The organism is Streptomyces sp. NPDC026246, assembly GCF_055567995.1.
Map to the genome: position 1 here is coordinate 190,704 of NZ_JBVHPJ010000010.1, position 22,873 is coordinate 213,576.

Annotated in this window: 23 protein-coding genes and 1 pseudogene; 14 read left to right on the forward strand and 10 right to left on the reverse strand. The window is 74.5% G+C overall.

Annotated elements, in window-relative coordinates; all coding sequences use genetic code 11:
• Positions 1-107 precede the first annotated feature (107 nt).
• Both ACZ4M5_RS24830 and ACZ4M5_RS24835 read left to right on the forward strand, forming a co-directional pair.
• Positions 108-818, forward strand: coding sequence for a class I SAM-dependent methyltransferase (locus tag ACZ4M5_RS24830; protein ID WP_467740024.1), 711 nt, complete (start codon positions 108-110; stop codon positions 816-818).
• A 63-nt stretch (positions 819-881) separates the two neighbouring features.
• Positions 882-1,361: a DoxX family protein gene (locus ACZ4M5_RS24835; RefSeq protein ID WP_467740025.1), complete on the forward strand. Its 480-nt coding sequence runs from the start codon at positions 882-884 to the stop codon at positions 1,359-1,361.
• 8 nt (positions 1,362-1,369) lie between these two features.
• Here the strand turns inward: ACZ4M5_RS24835 and ACZ4M5_RS24840 are convergent, their stop codons facing one another.
• The gene (locus ACZ4M5_RS24840; RefSeq protein WP_467740026.1) at positions 1,370-2,125 is read right to left on the reverse strand and encodes an RNA-binding S4 domain-containing protein; all 756 of its coding nucleotides are present in this window, start codon (positions 2,123-2,125) and stop codon (positions 1,370-1,372) included.
• A gap of 124 nt (positions 2,126-2,249) precedes the next feature.
• Between ACZ4M5_RS24840 and ACZ4M5_RS24845 the strand changes: the two genes are divergently transcribed.
• From ACZ4M5_RS24845 to ACZ4M5_RS24855, 3 genes and pseudogenes are all read left to right on the forward strand, one after another.
• A complete protein-coding gene (locus tag ACZ4M5_RS24845; RefSeq protein WP_467740027.1) occupies positions 2,250-2,903 on the forward strand; it encodes an ArsR/SmtB family transcription factor in 654 nt (217 codons plus the stop codon).
• Positions 2,900-4,321, forward strand: a pseudogene (locus tag ACZ4M5_RS24850) (MFS transporter). The gene ACZ4M5_RS24845 and the pseudogene ACZ4M5_RS24850 overlap by 4 nt, the downstream one beginning before the upstream one ends.
• Positions 4,321-5,022, forward strand: a complete 702-nt coding sequence (locus ACZ4M5_RS24855; protein ID WP_467740028.1) for a uracil-DNA glycosylase — start codon at positions 4,321-4,323, stop codon at positions 5,020-5,022. Before ACZ4M5_RS24850 ends, ACZ4M5_RS24855 begins: the two are co-directional and overlap by 1 nt.
• Positions 5,023-5,061: 39 nt before the next feature.
• On the opposite strand, the gene ACZ4M5_RS24860 is transcribed toward ACZ4M5_RS24855, so the two are convergent.
• Complete coding sequence (locus tag ACZ4M5_RS24860; protein WP_467740029.1) at positions 5,062-5,475, reverse strand: RidA family protein; 414 nt, start codon at positions 5,473-5,475, stop codon at positions 5,062-5,064.
• Positions 5,476-5,621: 146 nt separating this feature from the next.
• Here ACZ4M5_RS24860 and ACZ4M5_RS24865 point away from each other — a divergent pair, with 146 nt between their 5' ends.
• Positions 5,622-5,759: a hypothetical protein gene (locus tag ACZ4M5_RS24865; protein WP_467740030.1), complete on the forward strand. Its 138-nt coding sequence runs from the start codon at positions 5,622-5,624 to the stop codon at positions 5,757-5,759.
• A gap of 155 nt (positions 5,760-5,914) precedes the next feature.
• Positions 5,915-7,945, forward strand: coding sequence for an FUSC family protein (locus ACZ4M5_RS24870; protein ID WP_467740031.1), 2,031 nt, complete (start codon positions 5,915-5,917; stop codon positions 7,943-7,945).
• 58 nt (positions 7,946-8,003) lie between these two features.
• Here the strand turns inward: ACZ4M5_RS24870 and ACZ4M5_RS24875 are convergent, their stop codons facing one another.
• On the reverse strand, positions 8,004-8,966 hold the full coding sequence (locus ACZ4M5_RS24875; RefSeq protein WP_467740032.1) for an endonuclease/exonuclease/phosphatase family protein: 963 nt from the start codon (positions 8,964-8,966) through the stop codon (positions 8,004-8,006).
• Positions 8,967-9,100: 134 nt separating this feature from the next.
• Here ACZ4M5_RS24875 and ACZ4M5_RS24880 point away from each other — a divergent pair, with 134 nt between their 5' ends.
• The 3 genes from ACZ4M5_RS24880 (at position 9,101) to ACZ4M5_RS24890 (ending at position 11,592) form a co-directional block, all read left to right on the forward strand.
• Complete coding sequence (locus ACZ4M5_RS24880) at positions 9,101-10,465, forward strand: amidohydrolase (RefSeq protein WP_467740033.1); 1,365 nt, start codon at positions 9,101-9,103, stop codon at positions 10,463-10,465.
• A gap of 99 nt (positions 10,466-10,564) precedes the next feature.
• Entirely contained in the window at positions 10,565-11,254 is a 690-nt protein-coding gene (locus ACZ4M5_RS24885) for a DUF899 domain-containing protein (RefSeq protein ID WP_467740034.1), read from the forward strand.
• 155 nt (positions 11,255-11,409) lie between these two features.
• Positions 11,410-11,592, forward strand: a complete 183-nt coding sequence (locus tag ACZ4M5_RS24890; RefSeq protein WP_369196318.1) for a hypothetical protein — start codon at positions 11,410-11,412, stop codon at positions 11,590-11,592.
• 8 nt (positions 11,593-11,600) lie between these two features.
• On the opposite strand, the gene ACZ4M5_RS24895 is transcribed toward ACZ4M5_RS24890, so the two are convergent.
• From ACZ4M5_RS24895 to ACZ4M5_RS24905, 3 genes are all read right to left on the reverse strand, one after another.
• A complete protein-coding gene (locus ACZ4M5_RS24895) occupies positions 11,601-13,565 on the reverse strand; it encodes an ABC transporter ATP-binding protein (protein ID WP_467740035.1) in 1,965 nt (654 codons plus the stop codon).
• Between the two features lie 271 nt (positions 13,566-13,836).
• Positions 13,837-14,271 (reverse strand): hypothetical protein, encoded by a 435-nt coding sequence (locus ACZ4M5_RS24900; protein WP_467740036.1) that lies wholly within the window; start codon positions 14,269-14,271, stop codon positions 13,837-13,839.
• Positions 14,268-15,026, reverse strand: a complete 759-nt coding sequence (locus ACZ4M5_RS24905; RefSeq protein ID WP_467740037.1) for an ATP-binding protein — start codon at positions 15,024-15,026, stop codon at positions 14,268-14,270. The genes ACZ4M5_RS24900 and ACZ4M5_RS24905 overlap by 4 nt, the downstream gene beginning before the upstream one ends.
• Positions 15,027-15,273: 247 nt before the next feature.
• Here ACZ4M5_RS24905 and ACZ4M5_RS24910 point away from each other — a divergent pair, with 247 nt between their 5' ends.
• The 3 genes from ACZ4M5_RS24910 (at position 15,274) to ACZ4M5_RS24920 (ending at position 17,358) form a co-directional block, all read left to right on the forward strand.
• Positions 15,274-16,134, forward strand: coding sequence for a helix-turn-helix domain-containing protein (locus tag ACZ4M5_RS24910; RefSeq protein WP_467740038.1), 861 nt, complete (start codon positions 15,274-15,276; stop codon positions 16,132-16,134).
• Complete coding sequence (locus ACZ4M5_RS24915) at positions 16,135-16,389, forward strand: DUF397 domain-containing protein (RefSeq protein ID WP_309096970.1); 255 nt, start codon at positions 16,135-16,137, stop codon at positions 16,387-16,389.
• Between the two features lie 156 nt (positions 16,390-16,545).
• A complete protein-coding gene (locus ACZ4M5_RS24920; RefSeq protein WP_467740039.1) occupies positions 16,546-17,358 on the forward strand; it encodes an SAM-dependent methyltransferase in 813 nt (270 codons plus the stop codon).
• Positions 17,359-17,708: 350 nt separating this feature from the next.
• Here ACZ4M5_RS24920 and pdxR read toward each other — a convergent pair whose 3' ends face one another.
• On the reverse strand, positions 17,709-19,121 hold the full coding sequence (pdxR, locus tag ACZ4M5_RS24925; RefSeq protein WP_467740040.1) for a MocR-like pyridoxine biosynthesis transcription factor PdxR: 1,413 nt from the start codon (positions 19,119-19,121) through the stop codon (positions 17,709-17,711).
• Positions 19,122-19,167: 46 nt separating this feature from the next.
• Here pdxR and ACZ4M5_RS24930 point away from each other — a divergent pair, with 46 nt between their 5' ends.
• Positions 19,168-19,653, forward strand: a complete 486-nt coding sequence (locus ACZ4M5_RS24930; RefSeq protein ID WP_467740041.1) for a carboxymuconolactone decarboxylase family protein — start codon at positions 19,168-19,170, stop codon at positions 19,651-19,653.
• 119 nt (positions 19,654-19,772) lie between these two features.
• On the opposite strand, the gene ACZ4M5_RS24935 is transcribed toward ACZ4M5_RS24930, so the two are convergent.
• The 3 genes from ACZ4M5_RS24935 to ACZ4M5_RS24945 all read right to left on the reverse strand — a co-directional run bounded on the left by ACZ4M5_RS24935 (position 19,773) and on the right by ACZ4M5_RS24945 (position 22,816).
• Positions 19,773-21,263 carry a glutamate synthase subunit beta gene (locus ACZ4M5_RS24935; RefSeq protein ID WP_467740042.1) on the reverse strand — a complete coding sequence of 497 codons (1,491 nt, stop codon included), beginning with the start codon at positions 21,261-21,263 and terminating at the stop codon, positions 19,773-19,775.
• A gap of 106 nt (positions 21,264-21,369) precedes the next feature.
• Complete coding sequence (locus ACZ4M5_RS24940) at positions 21,370-21,858, reverse strand: anthrone oxygenase family protein (protein ID WP_467740043.1); 489 nt, start codon at positions 21,856-21,858, stop codon at positions 21,370-21,372.
• Positions 21,859-22,117: 259 nt separating this feature from the next.
• Positions 22,118-22,816: a DUF2293 domain-containing protein gene (locus ACZ4M5_RS24945; RefSeq protein ID WP_467740044.1), complete on the reverse strand. Its 699-nt coding sequence runs from the start codon at positions 22,814-22,816 to the stop codon at positions 22,118-22,120.
• Positions 22,817-22,873 lie beyond the last annotated feature (57 nt).

Genomic DNA, 22,873 nt, shown 5'->3' on the forward strand with positions numbered 1-22,873 from the left:
GGGCAGTCCGGGCCCGGTGAGGACCCTCGGTCACTCGGTCGGGTGAACGGAGTGGAGGGGGGAACGGGCGTGCGGGGACCGCCCGTTGGACGGACATGGAACAGAAAATGCGTGAGGGGTACGAGGGGACGGGCCCCGGGGTGATCACCCCGGACGGCTGCGCCGTGGAGTTCTACGCTCGCCTGCCCGTAGGGGAGGAGCCGGAGATCATCGCCGCGGCGGTGCCCGAGGGGGTGCGCATCCTGGAGCTGGGCAGCGGGGTCGGCCGGATGACCCACGCCTTGCGGGAGCGGGGGTTCACGCTGACGGCGGTGGACGAGTCCGCCGAGATGCTGGCGCGCGTGCGCGGGGCCCGCACGATACGCAGCCCGATCGAGGAGCTGGACCTCGGTGAGACGTTCGACGTCGTGCTGCTCGCGTCGTTCCTGGTGCACGCGGGCGACGCCGGGGTGCGCCGGGGCCTGCTGCGCACCTGCGCCCGCCATGTCGCCGAGGGCGGCTGCGTTCTGATCCAGCGGGAAGGCGAGGACTACCACGCGAACGTGCCGCGCGAGCGCGTGGATCCCGGCGGCTTCACCGTACGGGTCGTGTCGTCCGAGCCGATCGGTGACGGTGTGCGTTCCGTCCGGGCGGAGTACGAGTTTCCCGATGCCGTCTGGACGCAGACGTTCCGCTCGCGCCCCCTGAGCAGGGAGCAGTTCGAGGCGGCACTGACCGAGGCGGGGCTGCGTGTGGACCGCTGTCTTACGGAGGACCGGACATGGGTGCGAGCGGTACCGGTTACGCCGGCACCGTCCTCGTCCGCCGGGCGGCGATGAGTTTCCGAGGAGGGGGCGGTCCATCCCCGCGACACCAGCGGATCGCTTCCCCAGGAGACCTTCATGTCCGAGACCGCCGTTCCCGCACCCGCTCCCGTCTCCGCCACCGCCCCGTCCGCCCGGGCCGGTGCCGTCGTCGCCGAGTCCGCGACCGCGCGTGGGCGGCGTGCGCGGATCGCCCTGCGCGCCCTGCAGATCCTGCTGGCCCTGTTCTACGCGGTCGCCAGTGCCCTGCCCAAGCTGATCGGGCATGCCTCGGCCGCCGAGTCCTTCGACCGGCTCGGCTGGGGCAGTGCCGGGATGTACACGATCGGCGCGCTCGAACTGGCCGGTGCCATCGCCCTGTTGCTACCGGTGCTCCAGTCCGTGGCGGCGATGGCGCTGGGCGCCTTGATGGTGGGCGCGTTCGTGGTCCAGGTGACCGTGTTCGACGGGGAGAACGCGGCGACGCCGCTGATCCTCCTCGTGCCGCTCGCCCTCATCGCCTGGGCGCGGCGGCGGCACAACGCGGACCTGCTGCGGCTGCTTCGACCGCGTGCGTGACGGCCCGCTCAGGGCTTGGGCCTGCCTCGGCCCCTGCTCGGACCCGGAGCAGGGCCAGGGCCCTGGCCGGGGCCGCTGCCGGAACCGCTCCCGGGAACACCACCTCCGGGAGCAGCGCCCCGGGGCACAGCGCCTGTGAAACCGGGCAGTCCTCGCAGGCGTTCCAGTTCGCGGCGGTCGCGCTTGGTCGGGCGGCCCGCGCCGCGGTCGCGGATGCCGGCGGGGGCGACGGCCTCGCGGGGAGGCGGCGGCGGGGAGTTGTCGACGTAGCACTGGACGGCCACGGGAGCGCCGACGCGCTTGCGGATCAGCCGGGTCACGATGACGACCCTCTCGCGGCCCTCCTGGCGCAGGCGCACCTCGTCACCGATGCGCACGGCGTGGGCGGGCTTCACGCGCTCGCCGTTGACGCGGACGTGGCCGCCCCGGCACGCGGTGGCGCCCATGGAGCGGGTCTTGACCAGACGTACGGACCAGATCCAGCTGTCGACGCGGACGGTCTGGCCGCTCTGCGGACCGGCGGCCTCGGCGGCGGCGATGGCCGCGGCGACCTTGGGGTCGAGGGGCCGGTCCCCGGCCTGAACGGGCCCGGGGCCGGTGGCGGGTGTGCCGGACGACGTGTCGGCGGACGCGTCGGTGGAGGGGGCCGCGGGGGAGTGCGGGGACGGCACGTCGCCGGGCGACCCGCGCTCGGGTGCCTTCTCCGGGGGCACCGCGTTCCCTGCCGCGTCCGTACCGCCGTACTCCGTACCTCGAGAAGCCATGCCTTCGACCTTAGCCCTCCCGAGGGGCCGACCGGACGGGTATGACCGCGCCCGGCCGACATTCCCAAAGAGACTTTTGCAAAAAGTCTTTTGCTGACTGGTTCCGGCCGCCTACGCTCCCGGCATGGAGAGCGACGAGCACAAGCGCGTACTCGACCCGGAGCACGACACCGCCGCCCTGAAGGCCCTCACGCACCCCCTGCGGATCCGGCTGCTGGGGCTGCTCCGCCAGGACGGGCCGGCGACGGCCAGTGAACTGGCGGCGCGGACGGGGGAGTCGTCGGCGTCGGCCAGCTACCACCTGCGGGTGCTGGCGAAGTACCGGTTCATCGCCGAGGCCGAGCACCGGGACGGCCGGGAGCGGCGCTGGCGGGCGCTGCACACGGTGACGTCGTGGAGCAACGAGTCGATGGAGTCGACCTCGGCGGGGCGCGCGTTCGTCAGCCTGGCGCGGCGGAGGCAGATCGAGCACCTGGAGGTGTCCCTCGCCCAGCACGAGTCGGACATGGCCGCCGGGCGGCTGGGTCCGGAGTGGGTGGAGCCCTCCGGGATCAGTGACCTCATGCCCCGGCTGACGCCCGGCTCGGTCGAGGAGCTCTGGGCGACCGTCGCGGCGAAGCTGGAGGAACTGACCGCGCGTGACGCGGACGACCCGGACGCGCGGCGGGTCGTGCTCCTCACCGCCGCGCTGCCGGTCGCACCTTACGAACAGGAGGACCCCGGCGATACCGAGGGCATGGAGGGCACCGGGGCCGCTGGGGACGAGGGCGACTCATGACGGGCCCCGGCGCCCGAGCCGCCGGACCGTCCGGCTCCCCGGGGATACGGAGCGCCCGGCGGCGCTACGTCACGCTCTGTGCGCTCCTCTGGCTGCCGCCCGGTCTGGGCATGGCCTCGATGGTGCTGCTGTTCAGCGAGCGCGGCATGTCCGTGGCCGCGATCGCGGGACTGTTCGCGGTCCACTCACTGACGGTGGCAGCGCTGGAACTGCCCACCGGGGGACTGTCCGACGTCCTCGGGCGCAGGCCGGTGCTCGCCGCGGCCGGTGTGCTGAACGTGGCGGCCAGCCTCCTGCTCGGCCTCGGCGGCACGGTCTGGGCGCTCACCGCCGGCATGGTGCTCATGGGCGCCGCCCGGGCGCTGTCCAGCGGCACGGCCGAAGCCTGGTACGTCGACACCGTCCACGAGTGTTCCGGGCCGGACGCGGAGTTGCGCACCGGGCTGGCCCGAGGCGGCTCGGCGACCTCCGCCGCCCTCGCGGCCGGCATCCTGCTCGGTGGCGCGGTGCCCTGGCTGCTCGGCCTGGGGCCCGATCCCTGAGCCCGGCTGAGCGCGGCGACCGGCGGGATGGTGCTGCCCCTGGCCGTCCCCCTGCTGCTCGGCGCCGTGGTCCGGGTCGTCTTCGTCTGCTACGTCCTGGCCGTACTGCGGGAGCCCCCGCGGCCGCCGGCCACCTTGGCTGCCGTGGTGAGAGGGGTGCCGGCCACCGTCATGGACGGGCTGAGGCTCGGCGGGCGGGACGCAGTGGTCCGTCGCGTGCTGCTCAGCGCCGCGGCCGCCGGCAGTGCCCTGGCCGCCGTCGAACTGCTCGTGCCCGGGCGCACGGCCCAGGTGACCGGGGCACCGGACTCCGGTGCGATGGTCTACGCCGCACTGTCCTGTGCCGGATTCCTGTGCAGCGGGGCCGGCAGCCACCTCGCGCCCCTCACCGCCCGGGTCGCCGGCAGTGGTGAACGGGCCGTGCTGGCCGGTCTCGGGACCGGGGCGGCCGGACTGCTGCTGCTCGGGATCACCGCGGCCTCCGGACACCCGACGGCCACGGCCTTCGCGATCGCCGGGTTCTGCCTGGTCTACCTCGGCCTCGGTGCCGCGTCCCCGAACGAGAACGAGTTGCTGCACCGTCGCGTCTCCAGCGCGGGCCGTGCCACCGCCCTGTCCGTCCAGTCCCTCGCCCAGCAACTGGTCGGCGCACTCACGGGGTTGGTCGTGGGGGTGCTGCGCCCGGGGCCGCTGCCCTGGCTGCTGACCGGTGCCGTGCTGCTCGCCGGTGCGCTGCTGTGGTCGGGGCGCGCCGGTGATCGGACCGGGCGGGCGACCGCCGCCGGGGGTGAGACCGGCGCCCTCTCCGCAGCCGCCCCTGCCGATGATCGAGCCCCCCGAAAGACCCGCCCCGCGCCTCGTCCTACGGTGGAGTGATGGACACCAGCGGCCTTCCCGTTCTCGACCGGCGCATCGCGGAGTGCCGGGCCTGCCCGCGGCTGGTCGCCTGGCGCGAGGAGACGGCCCGTGTGAAGCGAGCGGCCTTCGCGGACTGGACGTACTGGGGGCGGCCGGTGCCCGGGTTCGGGCCGGCCGACGCGCGGCTGCTGATCGTGGGCCTCGCCCCGGCCGCGCACGGCGGGAACCGCACCGGACGGATGTTCACGGGCGACCGCTCGGGAGACGTCCTGTACGAGGCGCTGCACGACGTCGGTCTCGCCTCCCAGCCGACCGCCGTGCACGCCCACGACGGGCTGGAGCTGTACGGCGTGCGCGTGACCTCGCCGGTGCACTGCGCCCCGCCCGCCAACAAGCCCACCCCCGAGGAGCGGGACACCTGCCGCCCCTGGCTCGTGCAGGAGTTGCGACTGCTGCGCCCGACCCTGCGGGCCGTGGTCGTGCTGGGCGCCTTCGGCTGGCAGGCCGCGCTGCCCGCGTTCGCCGAGGCGGGCTGGCCGGTGCCGAAACCGCGTCCCGCCTTCGGCCACGGGAGCCGGGTCCGGCTGGACGGGCTGGAGCTGTTCGGCTGCTACCACGTCAGCCAGCGCAACACCTTCACCGGGCGTCTCACGCCGGTGATGCTGCGGGACGTCCTGCGCACGGCCGCGCAGGCGGCGGACCTGCCGGTGAACGGCTAGCCGGACGGGCGGTCGGCGGTCTCGGTGGGCAGCACGGACTCACGCAGAACCTGGATCGGGGACGACCGCCGTCGCCGTGATCTCCACCAGCTGGCCCGTGTACCCCAGGCACGCCACGCCGATCAGCGTCGACGAGTGCGGGCCCGCGCTGAGTCCCGACGCCTCGACCACGGCCCAGACGGCGGACAGCACCGCAGGATCGGCGCTCACCACGTACACGTCCGTCGACACGACGTGGGCCGGATCGCTGCCGACGGCGTCCAGTTGCTCCCGCAGGTTGGCGATGACCTGCTCCGCCTGCCGCACCGGATCCTGCGGGCCGACGAGCTCGCCCTCCGCGTCGAGGGGCACGGCCCCGGCGAGGAACGCCAGCCGCGTGCCGGCCTCGACGACGGACGCGTGGGAGTAGGTGGGCGGCGGGAACAGGCTCGGGACGGTGACACGGCGGATCACGGCAGTTCTCCGATCTGGGACGGCGCATCGGGCAACCCGCCGATCATGCGGGCCACGGCACGCGGACGCACCCGTATTTCGGTTCACAGGGCCGGGCGTTCCTCTTGCCCTGCCCGGGACACCGACCGACCAGGAGCGAGCCTGCCGTGTCCACCGTTGCGGACCAGATCTGCTGGGCCGACGCGCTCGTCGGGCGGCTGACGATCCGACCGGACCGGCTTGCCCGGACCCTCCGTGAGGTGGAGGAACTGCTCACCCGGGCCGTGGACGCAGCTCGCACCTGAGGTTGCGTTCATAAAGAACCCCCACCGCGCCCCCCTCCGACACGTTCCCGAAACCTCGTGGTGGGTGACCCGGCCTACCCTGGATGTCCCCACCCCGCCCCGGTCGCCGTCGCCCGAAGGCCCGCCCCCGCCTGAGCCGAGACGACAGGAGCCCCGTGTCCCGCCGCACCACCCCCCGTCTTCCCCCGTGGCTCGCGCACGCGCTGCGTGCCCAGCGGGGGCCCGTGCCCTGGAGCGCGGTGACCCGCGGGGCCCTGTCGGCCGGTCCGCTGCTGCTGGTCGCGGTGCAGGCCGGGCGCACGTCGCTGGGTGTCGTCGCCGCCATCGCCGCGATGCTGGCCGGGATCAACGACCGGCCCGGCAGCCGGCGGGCCTCCGTCGAGCGCCTCGGGGTGCCCGCCCTGGGCGGTGCCGTGGGGCTGGTCGTCGGGACGTACGCCGGGCAGGGCACCGGCGCGGTCGTGCTGACCGTGATCCTCACACTCGTGGGTCTGGTCGCCGGTGCGATCAGCGCCGTCGGGCCGGTCGCCTCCGCCACCGGCACGCAGCTGCTCGTCGGCGCCGCCGTCGGGGCCGGGATGCCCCTGCCCGAACCCGGCTGGGAGCGCGCCCTCGCCTTCCTCGCCGGGGCCGGCTGGCTGCTCCTGCTGCGGCTCGCCCTGCCCACCCCCGGCTCCCTCGGCGGTGACTTCCGCTTCGACGGGGAACGCGAAGCCGTGGCCGGGGTCTACGACGCCGTCGCCGCACTGCTCGACGCCGTCGGCGGACCGGACGCCATCCCCCGGCGCGCAGCGCTCACCGCCGCCCTCGACCACGCGCAGGACGCCCTCGCCGGACCCCGGCTGCGGCGGCACGCGTCCTCCTCCGCCGAGCGCCGGCTGCACGCCCGGTACGCCGCCGCCCTGCCCCTCGCCGAAGCCGCGACCGCCCTCGCCTGGGCCGGTGAACCCGTCACCGAACGTGCCTCGGAGGGCCCCCGGCGACTGGCCGCCGCGGTGCGCGGCGACGTCCACACCGGGCCACTGCCCGCGCCCGTCCGGTCGGCGCCCGCCCTGCGCGCCCTCGACGACGCCCTGCTGCACGCCGCCGAGGTCTTCGACCGGGGCCGCGGGGGCGACCTGCACACCCGCCCCCATATCGCCCGGCTCCGGCTGCGTGCTGCCCTCGGCAGCGCCGGGCGGGAGTACGGGCTGCGCGTGGCCCTGAGCTTCGGGGCCGCCGCGGCGGTCGCCCAGGCCCTGCACCGGACGCAGTGGTACGGGCAGCACGACCACTGGTACTGGCTGCCCGCCACGGCCGTCTTCCTCGTCAAGCCCGACCTCGGGCCGCTGGCCTCGCGCGTGCTCAACCGGGCCGCCGGGACCGTCCTCGGAGCTCTCCTCTTCGCCGGGCTCGCGGCCGTCCTGCCCCGCCCCGAGGGGCTCGTCGCGCTGGTCGCCCTCAGCGGGGCGCTCATCCCCGTCGCCACCCGGCACTTCGCGGCCCAGACCGCCGTCGTCACCGTCCTCGTCCTCGCCCTGGTCATGGTCGGCGGTGAGCCCCAGGCCTCCGCCGGCCGCATCGGCGAGACCCTGCTGGCCTGCGTGATCGTGCTGCTCGTCGGGCACCTGACGATGCCGGGGCAGAAGGGCGGGGGCGTACGCGGCCGGCTCACGGCGGCCGCCGACGCCGCGTACGCCTACCTCGCCCACGTCCTGGCCGAAGCCGGCACCCCGCGCACCGGCGCGGCCGCCGTGCCCGTGGAGAGCACCGGCCCGCGCGCGTCCGCCGGTGCCCGGGCCGGTGCGACGCGCACCGGCCGGCGCCCGGCACCGCCGGGGCCCCACACCACCGCCGACCACCGCGCCGCCCGCTGGACGCTGCGCCGCGAGGCCTACCGGACCCTGGCCGAGGCCCGGTCCGCCCTCACACTGGCCGCGCACGAACTGCCCGCCCTGGCCCGGCACACCGAGGGCGCGGACGAGGTGGCCGACCTGCTCGAACGCCTCGTCGACACCACCACCGCCTGCGCCGTCCATCTCGACGACACGGGCCGTATCGGGCCGGGAGACACCGAGCGGCTCACCGCTCTGCTCGGTGACCTCGCCGGACCCGGTGCGCGGCTGGGACTGCGGCTGCCCCGGACACCCCTCGCCGGACAGCGCGGTCAACGCGGACAGCGCGGACAGCGCGGACAGCGGGGATAGCGGGGACAGTGCGGACAGCGCCCGGACCCCGCCCCGAGCGGGCGCCGTACGGCGGCCCTCAGCCGATCCGCACCCACACCGGCGCGTGGTCCGAGCCCGGCACACCCCGGCGGGCCGCCGGGTCCGGGCCGATCGACGGCAGGCCCGGCGGGCCCTCCTCCGGCAGTCCCGTGCCCGCCGCCGTCGCCCGGTGGACCAGACGGTGGCTGAGCAGCACATGGTCGATCAGCTCCCGGCGCCCGGAGTTCACGCGCGAGTAGCGCTGCCCGGGCGGGATGAGCGGGGCCACGTCCCACAGCCGGGTCGCGTCGCCGCGGTCGGGGCGGTCGTACCCCGGGGTGCCGATCTCCGAGCCGGGCGGGCCCAGCAGGATCTGGGTCGTGGCCGCCTGCACCTCGTCGTTCAGGTCGCCGACCAGCGCCACGTCCCGCCCCTGCCCGTCCCCGGCCAGCAAGGCGTCGGCCAGGGCGCGCAGCGCCGTCGCCTCGGCCGCCCGCCGGTACAGGGCGTACGCGCCGTAGCGGGCCCGTTCCCCCTCGTCGCGCGGCTGGAAGCGGCCGTCCGGGTACGACAGCAGCTTGGACTTCAGGTGGCAGACCGCCACCCGCAGCGACCCGCTCCCGGCGGGGCCGCCCTCCCCGGCCTCCACGGCCAGGAAGCCCCGCCCCGCCCCGGACACCGTCGTCCCCGCGTCGTCCACCTGCACGGGACGCAGCTCCGCCGGGAAGGAAGCCGTGTCCGCCACCACCGTCAGCGGCACGCGGCTGAGAAAGCCGACCCGTATGCCGCGGCTGTCGGCGTGGTCGGACAGGGCGAGGTGCCAGTCGTCGTCCAGCATCCCCGTCAGGTCCTTCAGGGCCTCCGGATCGCCGACCTCCTGCACGCCCAGCAGGGTGGGGTCGAGTTCCGTGATCACGGCGGCGAGCGCGGCGAGCTTCGCCCCGTAGGCGGCCTCGTCCTCGGGGCCGTACGGACCGCCGGGGCGGTAGAGGTTCTCCAGGTTCCAGGTGCCGAGGAGCATGCCGGGCTCCTTTCCGAAGCCGACAGACGGGGTGGTGAGGCCAGGGTGCGCGCCTGGCCCGCCCCGCGACAGAGCCGTGACGGGATGCGCGGTTCGGCTCATGTCGCCCCACGACACAGTCGTACGTTGACGTGATGACGCCTTCTGCCGCGGACGGTCCCGCCGAGCTCATCATCAGCGCATGTACGGTCCTCGTGCACGACGATCAAGAGCGGGTGGGGTTCGCCGAGGACGCCGCGATCGTCGTGCGCGACGGGCTCGTCGACGCCGTCACCACCGCCGCCGCCGTCGCGGACCTGCCCGCCGCGGAGCGCGTCGACGCCCGCGGCCAGGTCGCCCTGCCCGGGCTGATCAACTGTCACACGCACGCGCCGATGGTCGCCCTGCGCGGTCTCGCCGAGGACCTGCCGACCGAGGAGTGGTTCAACGACGTCGTGTGGCCGGTGGAGTCCAACCTCACCGCCCGGGACGTGGAACTGGGGGCGCTGCTGGCCTGCGCCGAGATGATCCGCGCCGGCGTCACCTGCTTCGCCGACCACTACTTCGCCATGGACGCCGTCGCCCGGGTCGTCACGGAGTGCGGGATGCGCGCCCTGCTCGGGGAGGCCTTCTTCTCCTCGCAGGGGCCCCAAGGGCGGGAGCGTTCCCTGGAGTTCGCGCTGCGCCACCGCGGTACGGCCGACGGGCGCATCACCACCGCCCTCGCGCCCCACGCCCCCTACACCGTCGACGACACCGACCTCGCCGCCACCGCCCGGCTCGCCCACGAACACGGCCTGCCCGTGCACCTGCACGCCGCCGAGAACCGCGACCAGACCGACACCAGCCTCGCCCGCCACGGCGTCACCCCGATCGAAGTGCTGGAACGCACCGGCGTCCTCGACACCGACGTCCTCATCGCCCACGGCACCGGCATCACCGACCGGGACCTGCCCCTGCTGCGCCGGGCGAACGGGCGTACGGCCGTCGCCAGCGCGCCCCGCGGGTACCTCAAGTTCGCCTGGCCAGGCACCACGCCCGTGCGCGCGCTGCGCGACGTCGGCGCCGACGTCGGCCTCGCCACCGACGGGGCCGCCTCCAACAACTCCCTCGACGTGTGGGAGTCCATGGCCCTCACCTCGCTGCTCCAGAAGTCCGCCGAGGGCGACCCCCGCTGGCTGACCTCCCGTCAGGCCCTGCACCACGCGACGCTGCAGAGCGCCCGGGCCGTGGGCCTCGGGGACAGTGTGGGCGCCCTCGCACCGGGGCGCCGGGCGGACATCGTCCTGGTGGACCTCACCGGCCCGCACACCCAGCCCGTCCACGACCTCGCGGCGACCCTCGTGCACAGCGCTCGCTCCGCCGACGTCCGCACCACGATCGTCGACGGCCGCGTCCTGATGCGCGACCGGGAACTGCTGACGGTCGACGTGCCCGAGGTCGTGCGGGAACTGGGCGAGCGGCTGCCCGCACTCGTCGACCGCAGCCACGGCCGGCGCATCCAGCGCTACGACACCTGACCTCCCGCGGGTCCCGCGCAAAACGTCCCCCCGGCGGCGATGAGTTCCGCCCGCGCGCCCGGTCTGCACGAGGGACGGACCGTTGTCACAGGAGGGCCCATGTCGCTTCCGGAGATCGTCTCGCGTGAACAGTGGCGCGCTGCGCGCGCTGACCTGCTGGTCCAGGAGAAGGCCGCGACCCCCGCGCGGGACGCGCTCAACGCCGAGCGGCGCAGACTGCCCATGGTGGAGGTCGCCCAGGAGTACGTATTCGAGGGCGGCGACGGCAAGGCCACCCTGCTCGACCTCTTCGAGGGCCGGCCCCAGCTCGTGGTGTACCACTTCATGTTCGCGCCCGAGTGGGACGCGGGCTGCCGCAGCTGCTCCGCCTTCCTGGACCAGATCGGGCACCTCGCCCATCTGAAGGCGCGCGGCACGTCCTTCGCCGTGGTGTCCCGGGCGCCGTACCCGAGGATCCTGCCCTTCAAGGCGCGGATGGGCTGGACGCTGCCCTGGTACTCCTCGCACGGCAACGACTTCAACCGGGACCACGAGGTGACCCTGGAGCACGAGGGCGAGCCGGTCGAGCGACCGGGCCTGAGCTGCTTCCTGCGTGACCGCGACCGCGTCTTCCACACCTACTCGACGTACGAGCGCGGCCTCGACGGGCTCGGCTCGACGACGAGCCTGCTGGACCTGACCGCGCTCGGCCGGCAGGAGGAGTGGGAGGAGCCCGAGGGACGCGCCTCGGCCTGCGGGGCGCCGGCGGGAAGCGAGCGCATCAGATATCACGACGAGTACGACGACTGACACCCGCAGTGAGCAAATCAGCCAAGCGGCTGAGAACTTCCTCACACTTCACGGTGAACGCGTGTCGATAACGTCTCAGAACCGTCACTTCGCGAGCCGTTCACCCCATGGTTGGCGTTTAACTCTACGAGTACAGCGCTACATGGAGGTGCAGGGTGAACGGGCGAACAGTGCTCGAGCGCTTCCCCGCCGGCGGACCGAGAGGCTCCTGGCCTGCGGAGGAGTTCGCGCAGGCGCGGCGTCTGGAGGGCATGCCCGCCGAGGTCGTGATGGACCTGGCCACGGACATGTTCCTGGTGATCGTCCGCAGGGGGGACGCCGCCGACGCCACCGCCTGAGGCGCGCCTCAGCCCGCCTTGGGTGCCGGCACCTTCCTCACGGGTGGCACCGCCGTGGCCGACGGGGAGAACTGCTCCGCCTGGAGCGCGTACAGCTCGGCGTAGAGCCCGCCCGTCGCCAGCAGCTCGTCCGGGGTGCCGGACTCCACCAGCCGGCCCTGGTCCAGGACGTGCACCAGGTCGGCGTGGCGCACCGACGCGAGCCGGTGCGTGATCAGTACGACCGTCTGGCCGCTGTCGGCCAGGGCGCGGATCCGCTCGAAGACCTCCAGCTCGGCCCGGGCGTCCAGGGCCGCCGTCGGCTCGTCCACGATCAGGATGCGGCCCCGGCGGTAGGCCGCCCGGGCGATGCCCAGCCGCTGCCACTGGCCGCCCGACAGCTCGTGCCCGCCGCTGAAGTTGCGGGCCAGCAGCGTGTCCAGCCCGCGGGGCAGGTCCGCCACCACGGGTTCGGCCCCGGCCTCGGCGACCGACGCCGCCAGCCGCTCCTCGCTCACCGGCGTGGAGGTGCGGCCGAGGGCGATGTTCACCCGGGCCGTGAACGGCCACCGCTTGAAGTCCTGCGCCACCATCGCGATCCGCTCGGCCAGCCGGTGCCGGTCCGCGGTGGCCGCGTCCACGTCGTCCCACAGGATCCGGCCCCGGTCCGGTGTGTACAGCCCCGCCAGCAGCTTCACCAGCGTCGTCTTGCCCGAGCCGTTCTCCCCGACCAGCGCGACGATCCGGCCGAGCGGCAGGGTGAGCGACACGTCGTCCAGCGCGGGGCGGGCCGAGTCCCCCGGGTAGCGGAACGTGACGTTCTCGAAGCGGATCTCGCGGGGTTCCTCCGGCAGGGCCCGGCCGCCCTGCGGGATGGCCCGTTGGGCCGCCTCCGCGTACAGCCGGTGCAGGTCGCCGACGAACAGGGCCTCCTCGTGCAGCGCGTTCACCTCGATCACGAGCGTGTCGAGGCTCTGCGAGCCAGTGCGGATCGCGATCACGGCCGTCCCCGCCACGGACAGGGCCATCGCCCCGGCCAGCAGCAACCCGCCGAGCGTCGCGTACGTCGCCACGGTCGCGATCCCCGTCCACGCCGCCGCGAACAGTCCGGTCCGCGCGGCGAGCCGGGCCAGCCGGGCCTGCTCGGCCTCGGCCGTCTCCGACATCGCGCGGAAGTGCCGCAGCAGGAAGCCGCCCACCCCGTGCACCCGGATCTCGGGGGCCGCCTCCGGCTCGATGAGCAGGCTGCCCAGCAGCCGGCCCGCCCGGGCGTGCTGCACCCAGGCGTGGAAGGACTCGTAGCGCCGCCGGGCCAGGGTCAGGGCGCTCCAGGCGCTCGGCAGGGTCATCGTGACCAGCAGCGGCAACAGGGCCGGGTGCAGCACGGTCAGCACACCCGCCGCCGCGATCAGGGAGATCATCGCGTTGATCACGCGCGTCCCGTAGGAGATCATCCGGCGGGCGGAGGCAGCGCCGTACTGGGCGGTGTCCAGCAGTTTGTGGAAGGCGTGGTCCTCGATCGCGGACAGCTCCACGGCGGCGGCCCGTTCCAGGTACCGCTCGGTCGCCACCCGCTCCACCTTCGGCTCCAGACGGCCGGTGGCGTAGGTGCTGGCCGCCCGCAGCAGGGCCGCGACCAGCATCACGGCGGCCACGGTGACCAGGGCCGGGGCGGCCCCGCGCAGCCGGTCGTCGACCGGGCCGCCGCCCATCAGCCGGGCCAGCACGCTGTTCACCGCGAGCAGGCTCACCGCCTGCGCCACGCCCCGGCCCGCCTCGGCGGCCAGGACGGTCCGCGCGGCACCGGGATCGGCCTGCCGGGCGAGCTGCAGGCTGGAGGCCAGCAGGGACGGCAACCGCCGGACCATGGCGCGGAAGTTCAGCTCCAGGAACGCGTCGGCATGCTGACTCCAGCCCATGTCGTAGCGCAGCGGTCCGCCGAAGAGCAGCCGCTCCGACTCGGACACCTCCGGCGCGGTCCGCTTCTTCGCCACCGTCGACCGACCTCCCGTTCGTGGTCCGCTCGGGTCCGCGCAGGCAGGTCCGTGCGCGGGTGAACGGTCACTATCGCGGGGGCCGAGCGGGCCCGTGCAGGGCGCAGTCCGGGGCGCCGGAGGCGCGCGGGCGCACGGCCCCACCGGAGGAGGCACGGGGCGGCGCGGGAAGCGGGGGCGGGGGTGACGGGCGCGGGGACGGTGCGGGGTCCCGCGACTCCGGACGGCGAGCGGTGCCACGCGGTCCGGCGGCGCCGGGCGGCGGGCGGTCCTACGCGCTGACCGGCCGTGACCAGGACGGGGCGGTGCCCGTCACGCGGCACAGCGCCAGGTATAGCGGGATCGGCGGGGTGTAGGGCAGGGTGCCCTCCGGGCGGTGGACCAGGGCGGGCAGCCGCTCGGCGTCCGGGACGGCCGCACCCGTGGCGTACTGCGCCGGGGCGGGCCACTCCAGTGCGTGGTCGGAGTCGGCCGGCACCAGCCACCACCAGTGCGTCCCGTCGGCGTAGACACAGCCCACGCGCGGCAGGCGGGGCATGACCCGGTGGCCGAGAGGCGCGGGCATCGCGACCGCGTCGCAGCCGAGCGGGGCCGTCATGCCCTCCGGCACGGGCAGCCGCAGGACCGGACCCGGCGCGCGCAGTCCGCGGCCGAGGCGGACCAGTGTGTCCAGGCTCAGCACGGGGCCGCCGTGCGGGGCGCTCATGCCGGCCCCCGCTCCGTGCGGCGCTCCTGCGCGGGGACCTCCGGGGCGCCGGACGTGCGGCGCGACGCCTGGGGGGTGGGGCCCTCCCCGTCCTCCGGGTCGCCGGAGGCGCCCCGCTTGGGGCGGGTGCCCCAGCCGAGGTCGTTACGCGGTTCGTCGCGGGGCGGGGCCGTGCGGTGGCGGTCGGGTTCGTCCCGGCCCGGGGCGTGCGTGGGGCCGTCCTGGCCGGGCTCGCCCCAGCCGAGGTCGTTCCACGGCCCGAGGGGGTCGGTGGACGGGTCCGCCGTGCGCGGCAGCTCGGCCCAGACCAGCAGTCCCGGACCGTGCTCGTGCGCCCCCCAGGCATGACAGAGGGCGTCGACGAGAAGCAGCCCCCTCCCGTGCTCCTCCTCGGGCCGGGTGCGGCTGGCGGCGTGGGGCTGGCCCGGGGCGCAGCCCTCGTCACGCACGGCTATGCGCACCAGGTCGTCGCCGTCGTGCAGCTCGCACACTATGTGGGTGCTCGCCGTGTGCACGATGGCGTTGGTGACCAGCTCGGAGACCACCAGGGCCGCGCTGTCGCACGTGTCCTCGCACACCGACCAGCCGGTCAGCCGGGCCCGCGTCAGGCGTCTGGCCTGGGCGGGGGAACCCGGATGTGCGGCCAGCTCGAAGCGGAACCGGCGCTGGGCAGCGGCCCCGAGGGGGTCTGCTCCGGAGCCGAGGCCGGGAAGGCCTGCGGCGGCGTCTGTTCCTAAGGGCGCGGACGGAATCACGCTTGCCACTATCTCCCCGGCGTGAACACTTGGCAAGTGTCACTCTGAAAATTGCAGAGTGCTGTGTGACGGTCTGGACCGGCGTGGCACACTGCTCGCAACAGCACCCCGCGCGGCGCCAGTTGAGATCGTCGAAGATCCGTTCGAAAAGCCTGTTCGAACAAACCCTCCGACGGGTTCTCGAAGGGCGCCGCCGGGCTGTCAGCGTGCTCGAACGGCCGATTCGTCAACAGCGTGGAGGTGGGGCGTGAGCGAACCGCGGTCCGCGCCGACGGTCGGCCAGGTCGTCCTCGGCCGGCGCCTGCTCGACCTGCGCGAACGCGCCGGGATGAAACGCGAGGAGGCCGCCCGCATCCTGCGCGTCGCCCCCGCCACGGTCCGCCGTATGGAGATGGCCGAGGTCGCGCTCAAGATCCCGTACCTGCAGCTGCTGCTGAAGGCCTACGGAATCTCCGACGAGGAGGCCGAGGCCTTCGTCCTGCTGGCCGAGGAGGCCAACAAGCCCGGCTGGTGGCAGCGCTTCCACGACATCCTGCCCGGCTGGTTCTCGATGTACGTGAGCCTGGAGGGCGCGGCCAGTGTCATCCGCAGCTACGAGCCGCATTTCGTGCCCGGGCTGCTGCAGACCGAGGACTACGCGCGTGGCGTCCTGCGCTCCGGAGCCATCGGCCAGACCCGGCCCGAGGACATCGAGCGTCACGTCGCCCTGCGCATGCAGCGCCAGGACCTGCTCACCCGTGAGGACGCGCCCCGGCTGTGGGTCGTGATGGACGAGACCGCCCTGCGGCGTCCGGTCGGCGGCCCCGAGGTGATGCGGGCCCAGATCGACCGGTTGCTCGAGGCCACGCACCTGCCGAACGTGACGCTGCAGGTGGCGCCGTTCGCCAGTGGTCCGCACCCCGGGACCTACGGGCCGTTCGTGCTGTTCCGGTTCGCCATGCCCGAACTGCCGGACATGGTCTACAGCGAGTACCTGACCGGCGCGGTCTACCTCGACGCGCGCCCCGAGGTGGCGACCCACCTCGAGGTCATGGACCGCATGGCGGCGCAGGCCGCTACGGCACATCGCACGAAGGAGATCCTCCGGGATCTCCGCAAGGAGCTGTGAATGGATCGCATCAAGCCGCGCACACACGTCTACAACGGCATGCCCGCGCGCGACTTGGGCAGCGAAGGCTGGCACAAGCCGTGGAGCGGGGGGAACGGGGGGAACTGCCTGGAGGCGATGAAGCTCGCCGACGGCCGCATCGCCGTCCGCCAGTCCACCGACCCGGACGGGCCGGCGCTGATCTACACCACCGCCGAGATGACGGCTTTCATCGAGGGGGCGAAGGCGGGGGAGGCGGACTTCCTGCTGTCCTGACCCGACCGGCCCCGCTCCGGCTCGGCTTATCCCTCGTCCGAATTCTCTTCTGCGTTCCCTCGCGTGTCGCTGCTCGTGTTCCCGCTCGAGTTCCCTCTCGTGCTGAATCGCCGGAGCTGAATTGACCACCATCCTCTGTGCCTTATGGAGTGCCTCATGACCGGGCAGGACCCCACGTCGGCCGCGCGGATCGACACCACCAAGCCGCATCCCGCGCGGATGTACGACTGGTACCTCGGCGGCAAGGACAACTACCCGGTCGACGAGGAGATGGGACGCCAGATGCTCACCCTCGACCCGAGGGTGCCGGTGATGGCGCGCGTCAACCGCGCCTTCATGCACCGGGCCACGCGCTGGCTCGCCGGCAAGGGCGTCACCCAGTTCCTGGACATCGGCACGGGCATACCGACCGAGCCGAACCTCCACCAGGTCGCCCAGCGGATCGCGCCCGACGCCCGGGTCGTCTACTGCGACAACGACCCCATCGTCCTGGCGCACGCGGCGGCGCTGCTGCGCGGCACGGAGGAGGGGACGACCGAGTACCTCCAGGCCGACGTCCGCGACCCGGACGCCATCCTGGAGGGCGCCCGGAAGGTACTGGACCTGACCCGGCCCGTCGCCCTGTCGCTGATCGCGCTGCTGCACTTCGTCCCCGACGAGGACGGCGCACACGAGCTGGTCGGCCGGCTGCTTGCCGCACTGCCCTCCGGCAGCCACCTGGTGATGACCCACGCCACCTCCGACTTCACGCCGGAGGAGTCGGCGGCCGCCACGGAGAAACTGCGCGCCGCCGGTGTCACCCTCGCCCTGCGCAGCCGTGCGGAGTTCACCCGCTTCTTCGACGGTCTCGAACTCGTCGAGCCCGGCATCGAGGTGCCGCACCTGTGGCACCCCGAGCTGGGCGAGCCCGTGCCCGGGCAGGACGACGGGGTGATCCCGGGCTACGGGGCGGTGGCGCGCAAGCCGTAGCCGTCGCGCCGGCGGCCGAGCCGCGACTGCGAGCGCGCGCCGCGCGGGCCGTTACGGGGGGTGGCGGCGCAGGTGTGCGGGCGGGTCGTGGGCGGCGGCAGTGCAGGCGCACGGGCCGGTCAAGGGGCGACGGCGCAGGCGTGCGGGCGGGTCACGGCAGCGGCAGCGCGGGCCGTATGGGCCGGTCACTGGGGGTGGCAGGCGCAGGCGTAGGGGCGGGTTGTGACGGCGGCAGTGCAGGCCGCACGGGCGGGTCAGGGGGCGGCGTAGACGCACCCGGGGCATGGCGGCGGCGCTGCACGCCGTACGGGCCGGTCACGGAGGCAGCCGCGCCGGCCGCACGGGCCCGGTCACGGCGGCGGAAGCGCACCGCACAGCGCCTCCAGGGCCGGCCCATAGGCGTGTTCGGAGGGCGTCGCGTAGCCGACGACCAGGCCGTCGGCCGTCGGCATGTCCGTCTCCGGGTGCCGGAACGCGGCCAGACCGTCGAGGGCGACGCCCTGCCAGGCGGCCGCCTTGACGGCGGACGCCTCGCTCCCGGGCGGCAGGCGCAGCACCGCGTGCAGCCCCGCAGCGACGCCGGTGACCTCGATGTGCGGCGCGTGCCCGGCGAGTGCCGCCACGAGCCGGTCCCGACGGCGACGGTAGCGCTGCCGCATCCGCCGGACATGCCGGTCGTAGGCGCCCGACGCGACGAAGTCCGCCAGGCACAGCTGGTCCAGGACACTCGCCCAGGCCTCGCGCTCGCCCTTCGCCGCCAGTACGGCGTCGACCAGCCGCTCCGGGAGCACCATCCAGCCCAGCCGGACCGCAGGAGACAGGCTCTTGCTGACCGAACCGAGGTGGATCACGTGCTCCGGGTCGAGACCCTGCACCGCGCCGACCGGCTTGCGGTCGTACCGGAACTCGCCGTCGTAGTCGTCCTCCAGGACCAGACCGCCACGCGTGCGTGCCCAGTCGATCACGGCGGCCCGGCGCGCGGCATGCAGCGGTCCGCCGGTCGGGAACTGGTGCGCCGGTGTGAGCAGCACGGCCCGCTCGCGCCCCAGCCGGTCGACCCGGGCGCCGTCCTCGTCGAGCGGGAGCGGCACCGTGCGCACCCCGGCCGCGGCCAGCGCCTCCCGGTGGAACCCCAGCCCGTACGCCTCCACGGCCAGGGGCCCGCGCAGGACGCCCCCGCCGAACAGCAGCCGCAACGCGTGCGCGAAACCGGAGCAGATCACGATCCTGCCGGGCTCCGTGCGCACCCCGCGCGCGCGTGCCAGGTACTCGGCGAGCGCCTCCCGCAGCTCGGCACGCCCCGCGGGGTCACCCGGGCCGAACACCTCGCTCGGCGCCCGCTGCAGGGCCCGCCGGTAGGACGCGAGCCAGGCGGTGCGAGGGAACGCCGAGCTGTCCGGGCTGCCCTGGCGCAGGTCGTGCCGGGGGCCCTGTGCGCGGTGCGGTGCCTTCTTCGGTGTGCGCGCGGCGGGCCGCAGCGGTTCGGCACGCTCCGCGACCCGCGTGCCCGATCCCTGCCGGGCGGTCAGCCAGCCCTCGGCGACCAGCTCCGCGTAGGCGTCCGCCACCGTGTTCCGGGCGACACCGAGGTCCGCCGCGAGCGAGCGGTACGGCGGCAGCCGCGTGCCCGGAGCCAGCCGGCCGTCGCGCACCGCGTCCCGCAGCGCACGGATCAGCGCCGCGCGTCGGCCGCCCGGCCCGGTCAGCTCCAGATGCAGGTCCGACCCGATCGATTCCGCCCGATTGACCCATGAATCCACCACGGGAATGCACCCTACAGCCGGTCTTTGCGGTCCATACGCTGAACACATGACGACGAACACCGGCACGACCACCACCGAACTCGGCACTTCCCGGCCCGAGTTCGCGAAGACCGCGCCCAAGGCCTTCCGGGCGCTCATCGCGTTCGACGCCGCCGCCCGGGAAGGGCTCGACCCCGCCCTCGTCGAACTGATCCAGATCCGCGCCTCGCACCTCAACCACTGTGCGTACTGCCTGCACATGCACACCAATGACGCCCGCAAGGCAGGGGAGAGCGAGGACCGGCTGCACATGGTGGCCGTGTGGCGCGAGGCCCGTCACTTCTTCACCGAGCGCGAGCAGGCGGCCCTCGCCCTGACGGACGCGGTGACGCTCGTGGCCGACGCGGGCGTCCCCGACGACGTCCACAGCGAGGCCGCGGCGCGCTTCGACGAGCGGGAACTGTCCCAGATCCTCGCCCTGATCTGCGCGATCAACACCTGGAACCGGGTGGCCCTGGCCACCAGGAAGGCGGCAGGCACGGACGAGCGGTGAGCGGGACCCGGTGGGGGGGGCAGGACCCGGTTGGGGGGGCAGGACCCGGTTGGGGGGAGCGGGGCCCCGTGGGGGAGCGGGGTCCGGTGGGGGAGCGAGGTCCGGTGGGGAGCGAGGGCTCAGACCGACATGGGCCGGTCGTACGGCCCGATAGGAGCCGGCAGGACCGAAGCGCCCGTCAGATGACGGTCCACGGCGGCCGCCACCGCCCTCCCTTCGGCGATCGCCCAGACGATGAGCGACTGCCCCCGGGCCGCGTCACCCGCGGCGAACACACCGGGCACGTTGGTGGCGAACTCCGCGTCCCGCGCGATCGTCCCGCGCGGCTCCAGCTCCAGCCCCAGCTGGTCGACGAGGCCGTCGTGCCGGTCGGGGCCGGTGAAGCCGAGGGCCAGCAGCACGAGGTCGGCGGGGAGCGAGCGCTCCGAGCCGTCCACCGGGCGGCGCCGCGCGTCCACCTCGACCAGGTGCAGCGCGCGCACTCGTCCGCCGCCGTCGCCCTCGAAGCGCAGGGTGGACGCCGCGAACAGCCGGGCGTCCGCGTCCGCGAGCGGAGCGGTGCGCAGGTCGCGGGCCTCCTCGTGCGCCGCGGACAGCCGGTAGAGCCGCACCGGGTACGTCGGCCACGGCTCGCCGTCCTCGTCGCGCTCCCGCTCCGGCAGGGCGTAGATGTCCAGCTGCGTCACCGACGCGGCACCCTCCCGCACGGCGGTGCCCAGGCAGTCCGCGCCCGTGTCACCGCCGCCCACGATGACGACGTGCCGGCCGGCCGCCGACAGCGGGGACGCCGCCAGGTCCCCCTCGCGCACCCGGTTGGACAGAGGCAGGTACTCCATGGCCTGGCAGACGCCCGTCAGCTCCCTGCCGGGCACGGGCAGTTCGCGCCACGCCGTCGCGCCCGTGGCGACGACCACGGCGTCGTAACGGGTCCGGAGCTCGTCCGCGCCGATGTCCCGTCCCACCGAGGTCGACGTACGGAACTTGGTCCCCTCGGCCCGCATCTGCTCCAGCCGCCGGTCCAGATGGCGCTTCTCCATCTTGAACTCGGGGATGCCGTACCGCATCAGCCCGCCCAGCCGGTCGTCGCGCTCGTACACCGCCACCGTGTGCCCGGCCCGGGTCAGCTGCTGGGCCGCGGCCAGGCCGGTCGGGCCCGAGCCGATCACCGCCACCGTCCTGCCGGACAGCCGCTCCGGCGGCCTCGGCGGCGCGAAGCCCTCCTCCCAGGCCCGGTCGGCGATCGCGCACTCGACGTTCTTGATCGTGACGGCCGGCTGGTTGATCGCCAGCACGCAGCCCGCCTCGCACGGCGCGGGACACAATCGGCCGGTGAACTCGGGGAAGTTGTTCGTCGCGTGCAGCCGGTCGGCGGCCGCCCGCCAGTCCCCCCGTGCCACCAGGTCGTTCCAGTCCGGGATCAGGTTGCCCAGCGGGCAGGCGTCGTGGCAGAAGGGGATGCCGCAGTCCATGCACCGGCCGGCCTGCCCGCCGACGATCGGCAGCAGCGCCCCGGGGACGCACACCTCGTCCCAGTCCCGCACCCGTTCCTCCACCGGCCTGCGCGGCCAGTCCTGCCGGGGGGTGGTCAGGAAACCCTTGGGATCGGCCATGGCCGTCTTCCTTGCGTGCGCGGGGTGACAGGCCGTGCGTCGTCGGGCGGCGCTCCTTTCGCCACGATACGTCCGCGTCCGCCCCGGTGCCCGCCGCCGTGCGCGCTCAGGTGAGGGCCAGCACGTACGACAGGGCCGCTCCCGCCGAGGCGAGGGTGCGGAGGTGGTTCCACCGCGTCCACTCGCGCACGTACACCGGCCAGTACGCCGCCGCCCGGGGCGACCCGGGGTCGAGCCGGGCCAGCGCGTCATTGCGCGGCACGTTCGCCGCCGCGGTGAGTCCGAACGAACCGAGCAGATACAGCGCACTGCCCACCAGCAGCTCCACCGCTCCCCGCTCCGGCCGCAGCACGAAGGTCACGACGGCGATCACCGCGCACAGCACGGCCGTGCCCAGGAACACGATCATGAAGGGCGGTCGCACCGCCGCCCCGTTGATCGCCTGCATCGCCGCGGCTCCCCGCTCCGGCGGAAGGGCCGCGAGACCCCGCATGACGAAGGTCGAGAAGCCGCAGAACACCCCGGCCACCAGACCCGTCCCCAGCACTCCCAGCACCGTCAGCACCGTCAGCGCGACGTACGGTCCGTCGATCATGTCCTCTCCCACCCGTCGGGGCGGATGCCGTCCGCTCCGATCCGCCCGCACACCAGTGAATGGCCTGACGGCTCCCCGGGGCCATGGCCGAGCGGCGCAGGGCCATGCGCGAGCGTCCACCACCCGACGACGCGTGAGCGTGCGCGAGCCTGCGGCGGGCGAAGGCGGGCGAAGGCGGGTGAGGGCGGGTGAGGGCGGCGTGAGGGGGCTGGGGGTGGCCGAGGGCGGGCGAGGGCGGGCCGTCGGGTGCGGCCCGACCTCACCCAGCCGAACCCAGCCCCGCCCCGGACCAGCCCCGCAACACCGTCTGCACCACCGGGGCGATCCGCCGCCGGGCCTCCTGCCGCGGCACCCCGCTCATCAGCAGCCGGTCGTACGGCGTGTCGAGATGCCGCACGGAGGCCACGACCGCCGCCGTCACCGCCTCCTCAGACAACGCCCGCCCCGCCGCACTGCGGCCGACCCGGCCGCTGCCCCGCTCCGAGGCGTGCGCGGCGACGGCCAGCGCCCGCTCGGCCGGGCACCCGGGGAACAGCCGCACGATCTCCGCCGCGAACGCCCGTGCGAACAACGCGTCCTGGGCCGCCCGCCGCCGCGCGTCCCGTATACGGCGCCGACGCCGGGCCTCGGCGTCCGCGAGGCACCGCCGCTCGGCACGGGCGAGCGCCGCCTCCTCGACCAGGACACCCTGCCGCTCGTAGCGGTTCTTGCGGCGGTTGAACCGCACCACCACCGCCGACAGCGAACTCTCCTCCCGGGCCCGGCGCGTCAGCGCCGTGTCGCCGCTCGGCAGGAACACCAGATGCCCGAGGTCGGCGCAGTCGAGACAGCGCGGGGCACCCTCCTCGAGGGCGAGCAGCGGCAGCGGGCCGCGCCGGCACTCGGCGCAGTACCGCCGCTTGAGCGGCTGGAAGGCGACCAGTCCGCCGAGGGGCGGGAGCGTCACGCGGGGGACCATGAGGAGTTCATTCCCTCTGACGCGGCGCCCACCACGTCCACGGCACGAGAGCCGGCC

Coding starts and splice junctions, on each gene's coding strand:
- ACZ4M5_RS24830 (WP_467740024.1), top strand. CDS start 108: ATGCGTGAGGGGTACGAGGGGACGGGCCCCGGGGTGATCACCCCGGAC.
- ACZ4M5_RS24835 (WP_467740025.1), top strand. CDS start 882: ATGTCCGAGACCGCCGTTCCCGCACCCGCTCCCGTCTCCGCCACCGCC.
- ACZ4M5_RS24840 (WP_467740026.1), bottom strand. CDS start 2,125: ATGGCTTCTCGAGGTACGGAGTACGGCGGTACGGACGCGGCAGGGAAC.
- ACZ4M5_RS24845 (WP_467740027.1), top strand. CDS start 2,250: ATGGAGAGCGACGAGCACAAGCGCGTACTCGACCCGGAGCACGACACC.
- ACZ4M5_RS24855 (WP_467740028.1), top strand. CDS start 4,321: ATGGACACCAGCGGCCTTCCCGTTCTCGACCGGCGCATCGCGGAGTGC.
- ACZ4M5_RS24875 (WP_467740032.1), bottom strand. CDS start 8,966: ATGCTCCTCGGCACCTGGAACCTGGAGAACCTCTACCGCCCCGGCGGT.
- ACZ4M5_RS24880 (WP_467740033.1), top strand. CDS start 9,101: ATGACGCCTTCTGCCGCGGACGGTCCCGCCGAGCTCATCATCAGCGCA.
- ACZ4M5_RS24885 (WP_467740034.1), top strand. CDS start 10,565: ATGTCGCTTCCGGAGATCGTCTCGCGTGAACAGTGGCGCGCTGCGCGC.
- ACZ4M5_RS24900 (WP_467740036.1), bottom strand. CDS start 14,271: ATGAGCGCCCCGCACGGCGGCCCCGTGCTGAGCCTGGACACACTGGTC.
- ACZ4M5_RS24915 (WP_309096970.1), top strand. CDS start 16,135: ATGGATCGCATCAAGCCGCGCACACACGTCTACAACGGCATGCCCGCG.
- ACZ4M5_RS24920 (WP_467740039.1), top strand. CDS start 16,546: ATGACCGGGCAGGACCCCACGTCGGCCGCGCGGATCGACACCACCAAG.
- ACZ4M5_RS24930 (WP_467740041.1), top strand. CDS start 19,168: ATGACGACGAACACCGGCACGACCACCACCGAACTCGGCACTTCCCGG.
- ACZ4M5_RS24935 (WP_467740042.1), bottom strand. CDS start 21,263: ATGGCCGATCCCAAGGGTTTCCTGACCACCCCCCGGCAGGACTGGCCG.
- ACZ4M5_RS24940 (WP_467740043.1), bottom strand. CDS start 21,858: ATGATCGACGGACCGTACGTCGCGCTGACGGTGCTGACGGTGCTGGGA.
- ACZ4M5_RS24945 (WP_467740044.1), bottom strand. CDS start 22,816: ATGGTCCCCCGCGTGACGCTCCCGCCCCTCGGCGGACTGGTCGCCTTC.